Here is a 14,871-nt window from a genome sequence, read left to right on the forward strand (position 1 = left end):
CACCTCATGACCGCCAGCCGCCGACGAATCGTCGGCGGCTGGCGAGTCTGGCCAAAATACGCGGAGAGGCGGGGGAGCCTAAGCGCCGGGGCCTACGTTCTTGCTGTTGCGGGTGCGCAGGGCGTGCACGTAATCCTCAGGGGCGCCTGCCTTTTCGGCGGCATCGGCGATGACACCGATGTAGCGCGCCGAGGGCAGCCCACCCTCGTAGGCGTCCAGCACGTACAGCCAGGCCAGCCGGGACTCGCCCTGGGTGCCGGTGACGCGGAGCCGGATCTTCTTGTGGATCCCGAAGTCGGAGCCCTCCCATCGGTCGAGGCGCTCCTCGTCCTCCGGGGAGACGTCGTAGAGGACGACGAACACCCGGGAGCCCGGATCTTCGACGACGGTGGCCAACGGCCCTTCCCAGCCGATGTCGTCACCGGCGAAGGTCAGGCGCCAACCTTCCAGCCACCCGGTCCCGGACATGGGCGAATGCGGGCAGCGTTCCAGCATCTGCGTCGAGTCCATGTTGGACCCGTAAGCGGCATAGATCGGCACCTCACGAACTGTAGCCAATAACAGCAGCGGAATTCCTGTCTCCCACCCAGATCGGCTGACGGTCACAGTCGTGGCGTGGCCGAACACGCCGAACATGTTCACCGATCCGACGCGATGCCGACACGGCTCACCTGAAATGATGGACATCGACACCCGAGGCGAGTCCCACAGGGCGAGCCCGACGAGCCTTCGCGGCCCGGCCCACCAGCGGGCCCCAAGGGGGCCGCGACTCGCGGCGCCCGCGCCGCCAACAAACACAGGGAGCGTGGCTGTGGCACGGATTGCGATCATCGGTGGCGGACCGGCGGGATACGAGGCGGCGCTGGTAGCGGCCCAGCACGGGGCGTCGGTAACCCTGGTGGACGCCGACGGTGTCGGTGGCGCCTGTGTGCTGTGGGATTGCGTGCCGTCCAAGACCTTCATCGCTTCGACCGGTCTGCGCACCGATCTGCGCCGCGCGCGTGACCTGGGCATCACCCTCGACGCCGACCAGGCCAAGGTGCACCTGCCCGAGGTGAACGGCCGCGTGAAGGCCCTCGCGCTGGCGCAGTCCGCCGATATCCGGGCGAAGCTGCAGGCCGCGGGCGTGCAACTGCTGTCCGGCCAGGGCGAATTGGTCGGTCCGGCCCCCGGTCTGGCGCACCGCGTCCGCGCGACACTGGCCGACGGCGGCACCGAGGAGTTCGAGGCCGAGGTCGTGCTGATCGCGACCGGCGCCAGCCCGCGCGTGCTGCCCGGCGCCGAGCCGGACGGTGAGCGCATCCTGAACTGGCGTCAGCTCTACGACCTGCACGAACTGCCGGAGACCCTGGTGGTGGTCGGTTCCGGTGTCACCGGCGCCGAGTTCGTCTCGGCGTACACCGAGATGGGTGTGCGGGTGAAGCTGGTCTCCAGCCGCGACCGCGTGCTGCCGGGTGAGGACGCCGACGCGGCGCTCGTGCTCGAGGAGGCGCTCGCCGAGCGCGGCGTCGAACTGGTCAAGCACGCCCGCGCCGACGCGGTGGAGCGCACCGCGGAGGGCATCGTGGTGAAGCTGTCCGACGGGCGCACCGTGACGGGCTCGCATGCGCTGATGACCGTCGGTTCCACCCCGAACACCCAGAACCTGGGCCTCGACCGGGTCGGCATCGAACTCGATCGCGGCGGATACCTTCGCGTCGACCGGGTTTCGCGCACCTCGGTGCCCGGCATCTACGCCGCGGGCGACTGTACGGGTCTGCTGCCGCTGGCCTCGGTGGCCGCCATGCAGGGCCGGATCGCGATGTATCACGCGCTGGGTGAGGGCGTGAGCCCGATCAGGTTGAAGACGGTGGCCTCGGCGGTGTTCACCCGGCCGGAGATCGCGACGGTCGGTGTCAGCCAGACCGCCATCGACAACGGCGAGGTGCCTGCGCGCACGGTGATGCTGCCGTTGAACACCAACCCGCGCGCGAAGATGTCGGGGCTGCGGCGCGGCTTCGTGAAGATCTTCTGCCGCCCGGCGACCGGCGTGGTGATCGGCGGTGTCGTGGTCGCGCCGATCGCCTCGGAGCTGATCCTGCCGATCGCGCTGGCGGTGCAGAACAACCTCACCGTCACCGATCTGGCGCAGACGTTCTCGGTGTATCCGTCGCTGACCGGTTCGGTCACCGAAGCTGGTCGTTTGCTGATGCGCCACGACGACCTGGACTGAGCGGTCCACGCTGGAATGTGAGGCGGATCACCGGCGCGGTAGGTTTCGAATTGTCTTGTTCGACAACGTTCGTCGTCGTTCCCCGGTGGTGATCTCCACGGGCGTTTGCCCAGGCGGCGCGAATCTTACTGCTGCGTTGCCTGTCCCGCGCTCATGTGGTTGACTCACGGCCGAGGCGCGATCAAGTTGTGATCGCGTGGTGGAGCAGTGGGGGATTCCCTCCGGGAAAGGGATAAGCGAAAAGTGAAGCATCGTAAGCCGAGTCGGGCGCAGCGAGCGATGGCAAGCACGTCGTTGCCCCTGGCTGCTGCAGCCGCCGTGGCAACCCTTCTTGCGGCTCCCGCCGGCGCGGTCCCCAGCGACCAGCCGACGACGCCGGCCACACCGGCTCCTGCGCAGCCGGGCACCGAGCAGCCTTCGAGCGAGGCGCCGGAGACCGGCACCCCCGAGCAGACACAGCCGGAGACGCCGGAGAATGTGAAGCCGGGCGAGACCAAGCCGACCCCGGCCCAGCCGGGTGTCACCAGCCCCGCGCCGGGTCAGCCGGGCCAGGCCACGCCTGCCAAGCCGACCCCGAGCCAGCCGGGTGTCACCACCCCGCGTGTCGCGCCGCTGCCGGTGCCGGGTCAGACCGGCCAGGGCAGCCAGGCGCAGCCCGCCGTGTCGCCGGAGCGCGCGGGCACAACGCCCGAGCAGGAGACCACCCCCGGTCAGCCGGGCACCGCGACCCCGGGCCAGCAGTCGCAGGGCCAGCCCGCGCAGCCGTCGCAGGCGCAGCCGACCGTGCCGTCCGGCCAGGGCGCAGGCGCCGATGTCGAGGACGAGGGTTCCGACCAGCTCGTCCAGACGCCGACGTGGCAGGCCCCGCACTTCGCCGACGCCCCCGCGGCGCCGGTGGTCGAGATGGAAGGCCCGCGTCAGGAGCTCGGCCTCTCCGTCGACGGCGGCGGCGTGCTGCCCGGTGTGGTGAACACCCACCACTACAACAACGCCTCGGGCTACGTCGGCACCGTCGGCTACCGCACGCCGACCGGCTACGGTGACGCGGGCGTCTCGGTCGAGTACATCGGCGAGAACTCGGTCAAGGTCACCACCTACAACGGTGGCGACGGCCGTGCCGACAACACCACCGTGACCGTCCTCGACACCACCCAGGCCAACCTGGCCAAGGCGGCGGTCGAGAACTGGATCAAGGCGCAGCCGGGTGGCGTTGCCGCGATGGAAGCCGCCGCGAAGGCTACACTTCCGGTGCCGGGGGAGCTGCTTCAGACGGTGAACGTCGCAGGTGTCACCACCCAGTGGGGTGGCTCGCTCCAGTACTGACACGCAGTACGTCGTGTGGGGCGGTCGGGTGCGACCGCCCCACACGTGTGTCCTGGGGAAAGGATTGGACTTGGGCACCGACGGTGACGACAACGGGCGCGGCAATCAACGGCCGGCGGCCGGATTCGGTCCTCCCGTAGGCGATTTCGGGCCGCCGGTCGACGACGAGCCAACCGGTTTCGGTGGGCCGCTCGCCGCGGCGCCGCCGCCCGCCCCGCCGGGTTCGATACCGGAGATGGGCTGGCGTCCCGCCGGCCCGCCCGCGTCGGGTCCGCCGCCTGCCGCGAGTCCGTTCGGCGCGCCGGTCGCCGGGACGCCTCCGGTGGCGCCACCGCCGGGTCCGCCGACCATGCCGCCCCGCGCTCCGGTCCAGCCGCCGCGCAACCAATCCGCGCCGACGTCTGTCTTCGGCGACGCGGTGGCCACGCCGCCGCCTGTTCCGCCACAGAGCCCGCCACGTCCCGCGGGCGACGCCTCGCCGTTCGGTGCCCCCGACCCGCGGGTCGGCGCGCCGTCGGAGGATCAGACCGTCCGATTCACCGGTGAGCCACCGCAGCGCCGGGACAGTTCGCCCTTCGGTGACTCGGTTCCGGTGACCTCGGGTCGCGAACTCACCGAGGTGATCCGGCGCGGCAAGCCGGGACCGCGCGCGGAAGCTCCCGCCGAGCCCGCCCCCGAGACCGTGCGCATGTCCACGCCGGAGATGGTGCGCCAGCCCGCGCCCGAGACCACCCGCGCGCCGATCGCCGAGGAAGCCAAGGCCGAGGACAAGGCCTGGTGGAACAGCCCCGACGAGAGTGGCGGGGTGCCCAAGCCGCCCGATGCAGGCCTGTCCTGGGCCGATGACCCGATCGCCCGCAGGCTCGCGCCGAAGACCCCGGTCGCGCCGGTCAGCGAGAAGCAGGAAACCGACCAGCGGATGCGCTGGATCATCGGTGGCGCCGCGGCCGCGGTGCTGCTCGTTGTCGCGCTGGTGCTCACGATCGCGCTGGTCAAGCGCGGTGGTGGGGATGACCCGGGCCCCACCGCGGCGCCGACCACCTCGGCCGCGATCCCAGGCTTCAGCTGCACACCGATGTCGGAGCAGGCGGTGACAGTCGGCAACGGTCCCGGCGACACCTCGACGGGAGCCAAGGCGATTCTCGGCTTCCAATACGCGTTCTATGTCGACCGCTCCGGTACGAAGGTGCGCGAGTACGCGGCGCCCGATGGGGTCATCGCGCCGGCCGAGACCATCCAGGGAGCGATCGATGCCCAGATCCCCGTCGGCTCCAAACACTGCGTGAAGATGCGGGAGACCAGCCCTGGCCAGTTCGACGTGGAACTGCGGGAATGGCATCCCAACGGCAACCTGATCACCTATCCGCAGGTGATCACGACCACGTACACCGACGGAAAGTGGCGGGTCAGCTCTATCGCCACTCGATAGCGTCTCACTATTCGGGACTACAGTTTCATATTCTGGTGAGCGATATGCAATCGTAGGATGATTGCTTCCCTTGGTGTACCCCGGAGGTTTCCATGTCGCTGACCACTCCATTGGCGGGCAAGCTCGCGGGCCTGCAGAGCTCGGCGATCAGGGACCTGCTCAAACTCACCGCGCGCGCCGACGTCATCAGCCTGGCGGGCGGGCTGCCCGACGCGGCGCTGATGCCGAGTGAGCGGATCGCCGCCGCCGCGGAGTCCGCGCTGGCCGACGCCGCGGTCCTGCAGTACACCGAGTCGCCCGGCCTGCCCGCGCTGCGCGCGGTGATCGCGGCCAGGGAGACCGCCAGGATCGGCCGCGACGTGCCGGTGGACGAGGTGTTCATCACCCACGGTTCCCAGCAGGCGCTGTCGCTGCTCGCCGAGGTCCTGCTCGATCCCGGTGCGCTGGTGATCGTCGAAGATCCCGCGTATGTCGGTGCGCTGCAAGTGTTCCGGGCCGCGGGTGCGCGCATCGTCGCCGTGCCGCTGGACTCCGACGGCATGCGCGTCGACGTCCTGGAGGACCTGCTGGCCGCGGGTGAACGCCCCGCCGTCGTGCACACGGTCTCCAATTTCCACAACCCCGGTGGCGTCACCCTCGCCCCCGAACGTCGCCGCCGGCTCGCGGAACTCGCTGAGGCGCACGGCTTCTGGGTCATCGAGGACGATCCGTACGGCGAACTCTGGTTCGACCAGCCCGCCCCCGACCCGGTCGCCACCTACTCACCCCAGGTGATCCGCCTCTCCAGCGTCTCCAAGATCCTGGCCCCCGCCCTGCGCGTCGGCTGGATGGTCGCCCCCGATCGCGTCTGTCGCGCAGTCGAACTCCTCAAACAGGGCGCCGACCTGTGCGGTTCCGCCCTCACCCACCAGATCGCCACCGACCTGCTGACCGACACCGATTGGCTTGCCGCCCACGTCGATTCGGTCCGCCACGCCTACCGCACCCGCGCCAACGCGCTGGTCGACGCCGTCCGCGCCACCTTCGCCGACCGCGTTCGCTGCACCGACGCCGCGGGCGGCATGTTCGTCTGGGCCGACTTCACCGACGGCACCGACACCTCCGCCCTCCTGCCCAAGGCCCTCGAAGCCGGCGTCGCCTATGTGCCCGGCGCCGCCTTCGCCGTCTCGGACGCCTACCGCAACTCCATGCGGCTGTGCTTCACCACCTCCGACGAGGCCGTGCTGGCCGCAGCGATCGGCAGGCTCGCCTCGGCCGCGCGGTGAATGCCGGTTCCGATCACTGATTGAATCAGTGATTGAAACGTGTTCTACTGACTGGGTGCGACAAGCTGAGTACAAGACCAGGGAACGGCTGCTGACAGCGGCTGAGGGCCTGCTCCTCGAGTCGGGCTACGAGCGCGTCTCGATCCGTGCGGTCTGTGCCGCTGCCGAGGTGAACCCGGCCGCGGTGCACTACCACTTCGGGTCGAAGGAAGCGCTGGTTGCCGCGCTTCTACAGAGTCGGCTCGGTCCGCTGTGGGAGACGTCCATGGATGGTCTCGACGGGCGTGGCGCGACCGTCGCGGAATGCGTGTCCGCGGTCATCGATCCGCTGGTGGTGCTGGCCGGGGATCCGATCGGTCGGCTGCATATCAGGCTGCTGTCGCGCATGGTGCTCGGCCGTCAGGATATCGGCTGGACCGCCCGCTGGTTTTCGCTCGACCCCTTTGTCGAGTTGCTGCGTCGACAGCATCCCGAGCTGCCTGACCGCGAGGCGCGCACGCGCTGGATGCTGGCATTCGATCTCATTCTCGGTCAGTTCGGTGCTCCGCACGCCGATGACCGCGTTCTGTCCGCGCGCACGGTCACCACACTGCGCACGTTCGTCACCGCGGGCTTGGAGTCATGATGAACAAGGTATTCACCCCAGCCCGGCTCGGGCCGGTGACGCTGCGTAACCGGGTGATCAAGGCCGCGACCTTCGAAGGTCGCACGCCCGACGCGCTCGTCACCGATGACCTGATCGAGTTTCACCGGGCCCATGCCGTGGGCGGGGTCGGGATGACGACGGTGGCCTACTGCGCCGTCGCCCCGGAGGGGCGCACCGACCGCCACCAGATCTGGATGCGCCCGGAGGCGGTACCGGGGCTGCGGCGGCTCACCGAAGCCATTCACGCGCAGGGCGCCGCCGCGAGCGCGCAGATCGGGCATGCGGGACCGGTCGCCAATGCCGCGTCGAACCGGTTGCCCGCGCTGGCGCCGAGCCGGTTGTTCAGCCCGCTGGGCACCGCGTGGACCGTCCGGCCCGACGCCGCCGAGTTGCGGCGTGTCATCCGGACCTTCGCCGACGCTGCGCTGACCGCCGAAGCGGCCGGATTCGATGCTGTCGAACTGCATTTCGGGCACAACTATCTGATCAGCTCGTTCTTCAGCCCGCTGCTGAACCGTCGCCGTGACGGCTACGGCGGCAGCTTGGCCAACCGCGCTCGCCTGGCTCGTGAGGTCGCACAGGCGGTGCGCGATGCGGTCGGCGGTCGGATCGCGGTGCTGGCGAAACTGAACATGGACGACGGCGTGGTCGGCGGCCTGCGTCTGGAGGAGAGCCTGCAGATCGGGCGCTGGCTCGAGGAAGATGGCACGCTCGATGCGCTGGAGCTGACCATCGGCAGCTCCCTGCTCAACCCGATGTACCTGTTCCACGGCGACGCGCCGCGCGCTGCCTTCGCCAAGGCGTTCAGCGGACCGATGCGCTGGGGAATGCGGCTGGGCGGGCGCTTCTTCCTGCGCGAATACCCCTACCGCGAGGCGTATATGCTGGACCTGGCCCGACAGTTCCGGTACGAGCTGAAGATGCCGCTGGTCCTGCTCGGCGGCATCACCTCGGCCGAGTCGCTGCGGCTGGCGATGGGCGAAGGGTTCGAGTTCGTCGCGATGGGCCGCGCCCTGCTGCGCCAGCCCGATCTGCTGCTGCGGATTCAGGAGAACGAGCAAGCGCCATCGCTGTGTACGCACTGCAACAAGTGCATGCCCTCGATCTTCAGCCGCACAACCTGCGTGCTGGCCGGTCCCGATCTGCCTGTCCGGAACTGAGCATCGCGTCCCGCGGCCGCTGGTGATCAGCAACCACCACGCCCAGGGATTCGTGACCGGGCAGCACCGGAATCCGGGCCGACAGTCGCCCGCCCGCCGCGCCTGCCTCGATCGCGGTTCCCGAGGCGTCGTTCGACAGTGCGATATCTGGTCCACCCGACGGCGGCGGGGTCGAGCAGGCCGTCCGGCCGGCACAGCTCGACCGGTGTGCTGATCTCGCGTTCGACGCTCACGCTCTGCCCGCGGTCATGCCGCCGTCGACGACGAATTCCGCGCCGTTGCAGTAGCTGGACTCCTCGCTGGCGAGGAAGACCACCATCGGCGTGATCTCCGCGGGCAGGCCCAACCGGGCCAGTGGATTCTCACCCCGGTCGAGGGTGACGTCCTCGCCCGCGCCCAGCATCGGTGTCAGAACGCCGCCGGGGTGAACCGAATTCACCCGCACACCCAGCGGAGCCAGTTCCAGCGCGGCCGACTTGGTCAGCCCGCGCAGTCCGAACTTTGATGCCGTGTAGCCGTGCGCGCCCGGCACTCCCTGGATCCCGGCGGCCGAGGAAATGTTGACCACCGCCGCGGGGCGGGCGGCGACGAGCGCGTCGCGAGCGGCGGTCAAGCCGAGAAACGGGCCGGTGAGATTGATGGAAAGCATATTCTGCCACTGTTTCTCGGTGTAGGTCCCGATGGGCCCCGCGTCGAGGATGCCCGCATTGTTCACCAGCACGTTGAGCTTGCCGAAACGATCCACCGTCGCCGCGACGGCCGCGTCCCACTCCGCGCTGCGGGTGACGTCCAGATGCACGAACGCCGCCTGATCGCCGAGTGCCGCGGCCAGCTGCTCGCCGGCCGAGTCGGCGATATCGGCGATCATCACAGACGCGCCCTCGGCCACGAAGGCCCGCGCGTGCGCGGCGCCCATGCCCGATGCCGCTCCACTGATCAGCGCGACCCGACCGGCCAGCCGTCCACTCATGGTTACTCCTCGCAACTTGCCGCCCCGCACGGGCGGCGCCATCTCGACACCGCGAGTGAAACACGTTTCAATCGGTAGTTCAATCACCGATTGAGTTTGCGGAGGTGTTGACCGCTCAGACCCAGCCGTAGGTGCGCTCGACGGCCTTGTTCCATTCGGAATAGCGCGCGGTGCGTTCGTCTTCGGGCATGGTGGGGGACCAGGTGTGGTCGGCGGTCCAGTTGGCGCGGAGGTCGTCGAGGCCGGACCAGTAGCCGACGGCGAGACCCGCGGCGTAGGCGGCGCCGAGGGCGGTGGTCTCGCGGACCACCGGGCGGACGACGGGGACGTCGAGGATGTCGGATTGGAATTGCATGAGCAGGTCGTTGCCGGTCATGCCGCCGTCGACCTTGAGGGTGGTCAGTTCCAGGTCGAGCTGCTGGGCGGCGGCGTCGGCGCGCATGGCGTCGACGACCTCGCGGGTCTGGAACGCGGTGGATTCCAGTGCGGCCCTTGCCAAGTGGGCCTTGGTGACGAAGCGGGTGAGGCCCGCGATGACGCCGCGGGCGTCGGGGCGCCAGCGCGGGGCGAACAGGCCGGAGAAGGCGGGGACGAAGTAGGCGCCGCCGTTGTCGTCGACGCTGCGGGCCAGCGATTCCACCTCCTCGGCCGAGGCGATGATGCCGAGATTGTCCCGCAGCCACTGGACCAGGGAACCGGTGACGGCGATGGACCCTTCCAGGGCGTACACGGCGGGTTGGTCGCCGAGCTGGTAGCAGGCGGTGGTGAGCAGGCCGTGCTTGCTGATCACCGGTGTGGTTCCGGTGTTGAGGAGCATGAAATTGCCGGTGCCATAGGTGTTCTTGGCTTCGCCGGGGGACAGGCAGGCCTGGCCGAAGGTGGCGGCCTGCTGGTCGCCGAGGATGCCCGCCACCGGTGCGCCTGCGAACGGGCCGGCGGTGATCTCGGCGTAGACCTCCGAGGAGCTGCGGATCCGCGGGAGCAGTGACATCGGTATGCCGAACTCGGCGCAGATCTGCGAATCCCATTGCAGCGTGCGCAGATCCATCAGCATGGTGCGCGAGGCATTGGTGACGTCGGTGAGGTGCTCGCCGGTCAGCTTCCACAGCACCCAGCTGTCCATGGTGCCGAAACAGAGGTCACCGGCCTCGGCGCGGGCACGGACGCCATCGACATTGTCGAGGATCCAGCGCAGCTTCGGCCCGGCGAAGTAGGTCGACAGCGGCAGCCCGGTGCGCTCGGCATAGCGCTGCGGACCCTGCTCGCCCGCCAGTTCGGTGCACAGCTGACCGGTGCGGGTGTCCTGCCAGACGATGGCGTTGTACACCGGCTCGCCGGTGGCCCGATCCCAGACGACGGTGGTCTCGCGCTGGTTGGTGATGCCGATCGCGGCCAGATCACCGGCCGAGCAGCCACCGTTGCCCAGCGCCGCGCCGAGCACCCATTCGGTATTGCGCCATACCTCCACCGGATCGTGCTCGACCCAGCCTGGTTTCGGGAAGATCTGCCGGTGTTCCCGCTGTGCGGTACCGACGATCCGGCCCCGCCGGTCGAAGACGATGCAGCGACTCGAAGTCGTGCCCTGATCGATGGCGGCCACATAGCGACGCATTGGTGCAGGTTACCGAAAGGCGGGAGGCGCGCCCCGCCGAATCCAGCACGAGCGGCGAGGTGGCACTACGTTGAACTTGTACGCAGCGGCGCCGGGAACGTGCACCGGCGTCGACCCACTGTCGGTTGGGACCGGCCGTTCCGCGGTCGGCGGCGAGGAGTCGAGCATGTCGCAGACACCGGAATTTCCGTTCCTGCACCCCGGGGAACTGATCGCGGGCGGCCAGCGGGACCGGCTCGGGCCAGGTCAGCTCGGACCGGACCAGCGGCGCACCGCCTGGGCACGCCTCGGCAAGGATCCGTTCGACGTCCTGGTCGTCGGCGGTGGCGTGGTCGGCGCGGGCATCGCGCTCGACGCGGCCACCCGTGGCCTGTCGGTCGCGCTCGTGGAGGCCCGCGATCTGGCATCCGGTACTTCGAGCCGGTCGTCGAAGATGTTCCACGGTGGCCTGCGCTACCTCGAACAGTTCGAGTTCGGGCTGGTCAGGGAGGCGCTGAAGGAACGCGAGCTGGCGCTGTCGACGCTGGCGCCGCACCTGGTGAAGCCGTTGCGCTTCCTGTATCCGCTGACCCACCGGGTGTGGGAGCGGCCGTACGTGGCCGCGGGCCTGACCCTCTACGACAGCATGGGCGGTTCGAAATCTGTTCCTGGACAGCATCATCTGACCAGGCACGGCGCGATGCGGCTGGCTCCGGGGCTGCGCAGGGACTCGATGATCGGCGGTGTCACCTATTACGACACCGTCGTCGACGATGCCCGCCACACCATGACCGTGGCCCGCACCGCCGCCCATTACGGCGCGGTCATCCGCACCTCCACCCAGGTCGTCGGGTTCCTGCGAGAGGCCGACCGGGTGGTGGGGGTGAAGATGCGCGACACCGAGGACGGGCGCACCGGCGAGGCGCGCGCGCATGTGGTGATCAACGCGACCGGCGTGTGGACCGACGAGGTACAGGGCCTGTCGCGGCAGCGCGGCCGGTTCCATGTGCGCGCGTCCAAGGGCGTGCACATTGTGGTGCCGCGGGACCGCATCGTCAGCGATGCCGCGATCATCCTGCGCACCACCTCCTCGGTGCTGTTCGTCATCCCGTGGGGCGCGCACTGGATCATCGGCACCACCGACACCGACTGGAACCTCGACCTCGCGCACCCGGCCGCCACCAGGGCCGACATCGATTACCTGCTCGAGCGGGTGAACGAAGTACTGGTCACCCCGCTCACCCCGGCCGACATCGATGGCGTCTACGCGGGGCTGCGCCCGCTGCTCGCCGGGGAGAGCGACGAGACCTCCAAGCTGTCGCGCGAGCATGCCGTTGCCCGCGTCGCACCCGGTCTGGTGAGCATCGCCGGCGGCAAGTACACCACCTACCGCGTCATGGCCGCCGACGCGATGGACGAAGCGGCACAGGACATTCCGGCACGGGTGTCGCCGTCGATCACCGAGAAGGTCGCGCTGCTCGGCGCCGACGGCTACTTCGCCCTGGTGAATCAGACCGTCCAGCTGGCCGAGCACTACGGCGTGCACCCGTATCGGATGACGCACCTGCTCGACCGCTACGGCTCGGTCGTCGACGAGGTGCTGTCGCTGGCCACGGGCAAACCCGAACTGCTGCAACCGATTACCGACGCACCCGCCTACCTGCAGGTCGAAGCGGTGTACGCGGCCGCCGCCGAGGGCGCGCTGCACCTCGACGACATCCTGGCCCGGCGCACCCGCATCTCGATCGAGTACCCCGATCGCGGCGCGCACTGCGCCGAACAGGTCGCGCATCTGGTCGCGCCCGTCCTCGGGTGGGACGCCGACGAGATCGACCGCGAGGTGTCCACCTATCAGGCGCGGGTGCGGGCCGAGATCGAATCGCAGACCCAGCCCGACGACATCTCCGCCGACGCGCTGCGGGCGGCGGCGCCGGAACCGCGACCTCAACTGCTCGAACCAGTGCCGCAAGATCGGTGAGGACCGGCGTAATCGTGCAATTCGACGCCGTGCAGTCAGAAAACTGACTGGCGGCGGCCGCTTTGCACGACTACGCCAGTCCCGTCAGACGGTCGCCGATTGCAGCGCGCGCAGCTCGACGGCATTGTGCGCGCAGAACACCTCGACCTCGTCGCCGTGGCCGCGCACCAGTTCGCGCAGCCGCTCCTGATTGTCGATCCGCGCCGGTCCGACGGTTTGCACGAGACGCTCGAACAGCACGGAGCCGGGCGGCTGATGCGGATGCTCCAGGTCGAGCTGGCCGGGATGGAAGTAGGCGTCGCCGACCGCGAACTTCCAGCCCGCGCCGGTGTCGATCGCGATTCCGGCGTGGCCGCGCGTGTGCCCGGCCAGCGGGATGATCAGCAGTTCCGCGGGGAGACCGCGCAATTGACGCACGGCGCCGAAACCGAACCAGGGTTCGCCGAGTTCGTCGTAGCTCTCCCAGCGCGGGCCGTGCGCGAATTGCGCGGCACGGTAACGGAATTTCTCGCGCGGGCCGAAATTGCCGTCCAGGGCGCGCAATTCCTCGCCGTAGACGTGCACCCTGGCCTGCGGGAATTCGGCGAGGCCGCCCGCGTGGTCGAGGTCGAGGTGGGTGAGCACGATGTCGGTGACGTCCTCGCGGCGGTAGCCGAGCGCCTCGATGCGGCGCGCCACGGTGCGGTCGAGGTCGAGGACGGGGCGGGTCATCCGGATGAAGCGGCGGCCGAGCCACTCGTCGGGACGCCGGACCGCGCCCTCGCCGATCCCGGTCTCGATCAGGACGAGGCGGTCGTCGAGTTCGATGAGCACGCAGTGGCAGACCATCTCGGCCCGGCGGGTGATGCCGCCGACGCCGTCGAGGAGGCGGCCGCCGAAGGGGCGCATGGTGCCGCCGTCGATGTGGTGGATACGCATCAGGAGAGCTCCTGTTCGAGGGTGGCGCGCAGATGGTCGGCGACCGCGCGCAAGGGGGTGAGGTCGCGTCGGGTGCGGGCGAGCAGCAGCCCGCCCTCGATCATGGCCAGCGCCACGGTGGACAGCTCCGCGGCGCGCTCGCCGGGAATGCCCTTGGCGCGCAGGAAGTCGTCGATGGCGGCGCGCCACGTGTCGAAACCGGTCACGCAGGCTTCGCGGATCGGCTCGCTGTCGCCGCCCGCGTCCAGGGCGATGGTGGCGATGGGACAGCCGCGCTGGAAGTTCGAGTCGGTGAGCATCGCCCCGAGCGCGGCGAACACGCCGTCGATATCGCCGGATTCGAGCGCTGCTTCGAGCAGGGTCCGCAGCGTGCCTGCGGACTGGACGATGGCCTCGGCGGTGAGTTGCTCCTTGCCGCCGGGGAAGTGGAAGTAGAAGGAGCCCTTGGGTGCGCCGCCCGCGCTGACCAGCTGGTTGACGCCGGTGGCGTGGTAGCCCTGGGTGTGGAACAGGTCGGCGGCGGCGTCGAGGAAACGCTGCCGGGAGTCCGTGCGTGGAGTCACCCGCTCAGCGTAGCTCGAGTATGACGACCGGTCTAGTTAGTTGGCTCCGGCTGGCAGCGGGGGCAGAAGTAGATGCCGCGTTCGCGCTGGGTGATGCGGTCGGCCAGGTCGTCCTCGCCGAGCAGGCGGGAGACGATCGCGGTGCCGCAGCGGGGGCACGGGCGGCGGGTGCGGCCGTAGGCCATCGGCCGCCACGGCGGTTGGTGTGCGGCCTTGCCGAGGACGCGGTGGGCTTCGTCGACCAGCGCGGGCAGGTCGGGGATGTCACCGGCCGGGGTCGCCGGGTGCACACGGCGCAGGAAGCAGATCTCGCTGCGGTAGATATTGCCGATGCCGGCCAGATTGCGCTGGTCGAGCAGGGCAAGGCCGATGGGGCGGCGCGGGTATCCGGAGAGTCGGCGCAGGGCCTCGGCGGCGTCCCAGTTCGGGCCGAGCAGGTCGGGGCCGAGATGGTCGACGACGGTGTGCTCCTCGGCGCGGGGCAGCACCTGTACCTTGCCGAGTTCGAAGCCGACGGCCTCGAACTCGTCGGTGGCGAGCACAAGCCGCGCGGTGACCGGCGGTTTCGTCCACCGCTGGCCGCGGTGGAACACCCGCCACACGCCCTCCATCTTCAGGTGGGTGTGGATGCTCACCCGGTCGGTGCGGATGAACAGGTGCTTGCCGTAGCTGCCGACCTCCGTCACCATGTCGCCGACCAGGTCGACCGTCGCGTATCGGGGGACCCGGAAGTCGCTGCGGGTGAGGGTCTTACCGGCCAGTGCCGTGCGCAGCCGCTCGGCGGTGCGGAACACGGTGTCGCCCTCGGGCATTCGG

Annotated in this window: 13 protein-coding genes; 7 read left to right on the forward strand and 6 right to left on the reverse strand. The window is 69.6% G+C overall.

What is annotated here, in order from left to right; all coding sequences use genetic code 11:
* Nucleotides 1–78: 78 nt before the first annotated feature.
* Nucleotides 79–540, reverse strand: a complete 462-nt coding sequence (locus ACWF82_RS31940; protein ID WP_189030880.1) for a gamma-glutamylcyclotransferase — start codon at nt 538–540, stop codon at nt 79–81.
* A gap of 271 nt (nt 541–811) precedes the next feature.
* Here ACWF82_RS31940 and ACWF82_RS31945 point away from each other — a divergent pair, with 271 nt between their 5' ends.
* The 6 genes from ACWF82_RS31945 (at nt 812) to ACWF82_RS31970 (ending at nt 8,035) form a co-directional block, all read left to right on the forward strand.
* Complete coding sequence (locus ACWF82_RS31945; protein ID WP_452507275.1) at nt 812–2,212, forward strand: NAD(P)H-quinone dehydrogenase; 1,401 nt, start codon at nt 812–814, stop codon at nt 2,210–2,212.
* Between the two features lie 318 nt (nt 2,213–2,530).
* Nucleotides 2,531–3,535, forward strand: coding sequence for a hypothetical protein (locus tag ACWF82_RS31950; RefSeq protein ID WP_452507277.1), 1,005 nt, complete (start codon nt 2,531–2,533; stop codon nt 3,533–3,535).
* A gap of 70 nt (nt 3,536–3,605) precedes the next feature.
* Nucleotides 3,606–4,964 carry a hypothetical protein gene (locus tag ACWF82_RS31955; protein ID WP_452507279.1) on the forward strand — a complete coding sequence of 453 codons (1,359 nt, stop codon included), beginning with the start codon at nt 3,606–3,608 and terminating at the stop codon, nt 4,962–4,964.
* A gap of 92 nt (nt 4,965–5,056) precedes the next feature.
* Nucleotides 5,057–6,229, forward strand: a complete 1,173-nt coding sequence (locus ACWF82_RS31960; RefSeq protein WP_452507281.1) for an aminotransferase-like domain-containing protein — start codon at nt 5,057–5,059, stop codon at nt 6,227–6,229.
* Between the two features lie 55 nt (nt 6,230–6,284).
* Complete coding sequence (locus ACWF82_RS31965) at nt 6,285–6,854, forward strand: TetR/AcrR family transcriptional regulator (RefSeq protein WP_452507283.1); 570 nt, start codon at nt 6,285–6,287, stop codon at nt 6,852–6,854.
* Nucleotides 6,854–8,035: an NADH:flavin oxidoreductase gene (locus ACWF82_RS31970; protein WP_452507285.1), complete on the forward strand. Its 1,182-nt coding sequence runs from the start codon at nt 6,854–6,856 to the stop codon at nt 8,033–8,035. Before ACWF82_RS31965 ends, ACWF82_RS31970 begins: the two co-directional genes overlap by 1 nt.
* 229 nt (nt 8,036–8,264) lie before the next feature.
* Here ACWF82_RS31970 and ACWF82_RS31975 read toward each other — a convergent pair whose 3' ends face one another.
* Nucleotides 8,265–9,005, reverse strand: coding sequence for an SDR family oxidoreductase (locus ACWF82_RS31975; RefSeq protein WP_452507287.1), 741 nt, complete (start codon nt 9,003–9,005; stop codon nt 8,265–8,267).
* Nucleotides 9,006–9,120: 115 nt separating this feature from the next.
* The gene (glpK, locus tag ACWF82_RS31980) at nt 9,121–10,617 is read right to left on the reverse strand and encodes a glycerol kinase GlpK (protein WP_452507289.1); all 1,497 of its coding nucleotides are present in this window, start codon (nt 10,615–10,617) and stop codon (nt 9,121–9,123) included.
* Nucleotides 10,618–10,783: 166 nt separating this feature from the next.
* On the opposite strand from glpK, the gene glpD reads away from it, so the two are divergent.
* Complete coding sequence (gene glpD / locus ACWF82_RS31985; protein ID WP_452507291.1) at nt 10,784–12,574, forward strand: glycerol-3-phosphate dehydrogenase; 1,791 nt, start codon at nt 10,784–10,786, stop codon at nt 12,572–12,574.
* Between the two features lie 84 nt (nt 12,575–12,658).
* Here the strand turns inward: glpD and ACWF82_RS31990 are convergent, their stop codons facing one another.
* Genes ACWF82_RS31990 through ACWF82_RS32000 form a run of 3 tightly spaced genes read right to left on the reverse strand, consistent with a single transcriptional unit; the run spans nt 12,659 to nt 14,867 of the window.
* Nucleotides 12,659–13,492 carry an MBL fold metallo-hydrolase gene (locus tag ACWF82_RS31990; RefSeq protein WP_452507292.1) on the reverse strand — a complete coding sequence of 278 codons (834 nt, stop codon included), beginning with the start codon at nt 13,490–13,492 and terminating at the stop codon, nt 12,659–12,661.
* Nucleotides 13,492–14,055 (reverse strand): TetR/AcrR family transcriptional regulator, encoded by a 564-nt coding sequence (locus ACWF82_RS31995; protein ID WP_452507294.1) that lies wholly within the window; start codon nt 14,053–14,055, stop codon nt 13,492–13,494. Before ACWF82_RS31995 ends, ACWF82_RS31990 begins: the two co-directional genes overlap by 1 nt.
* A 32-nt stretch (nt 14,056–14,087) precedes the next feature.
* On the reverse strand, nt 14,088–14,867 hold the full coding sequence (locus ACWF82_RS32000; protein WP_452507296.1) for an Fpg/Nei family DNA glycosylase: 780 nt from the start codon (nt 14,865–14,867) through the stop codon (nt 14,088–14,090).
* Between the last annotated feature and the right edge of the window lie 4 nt (nt 14,868–14,871).

Source organism: Nocardia sp. NPDC055053, from assembly GCF_053608285.1.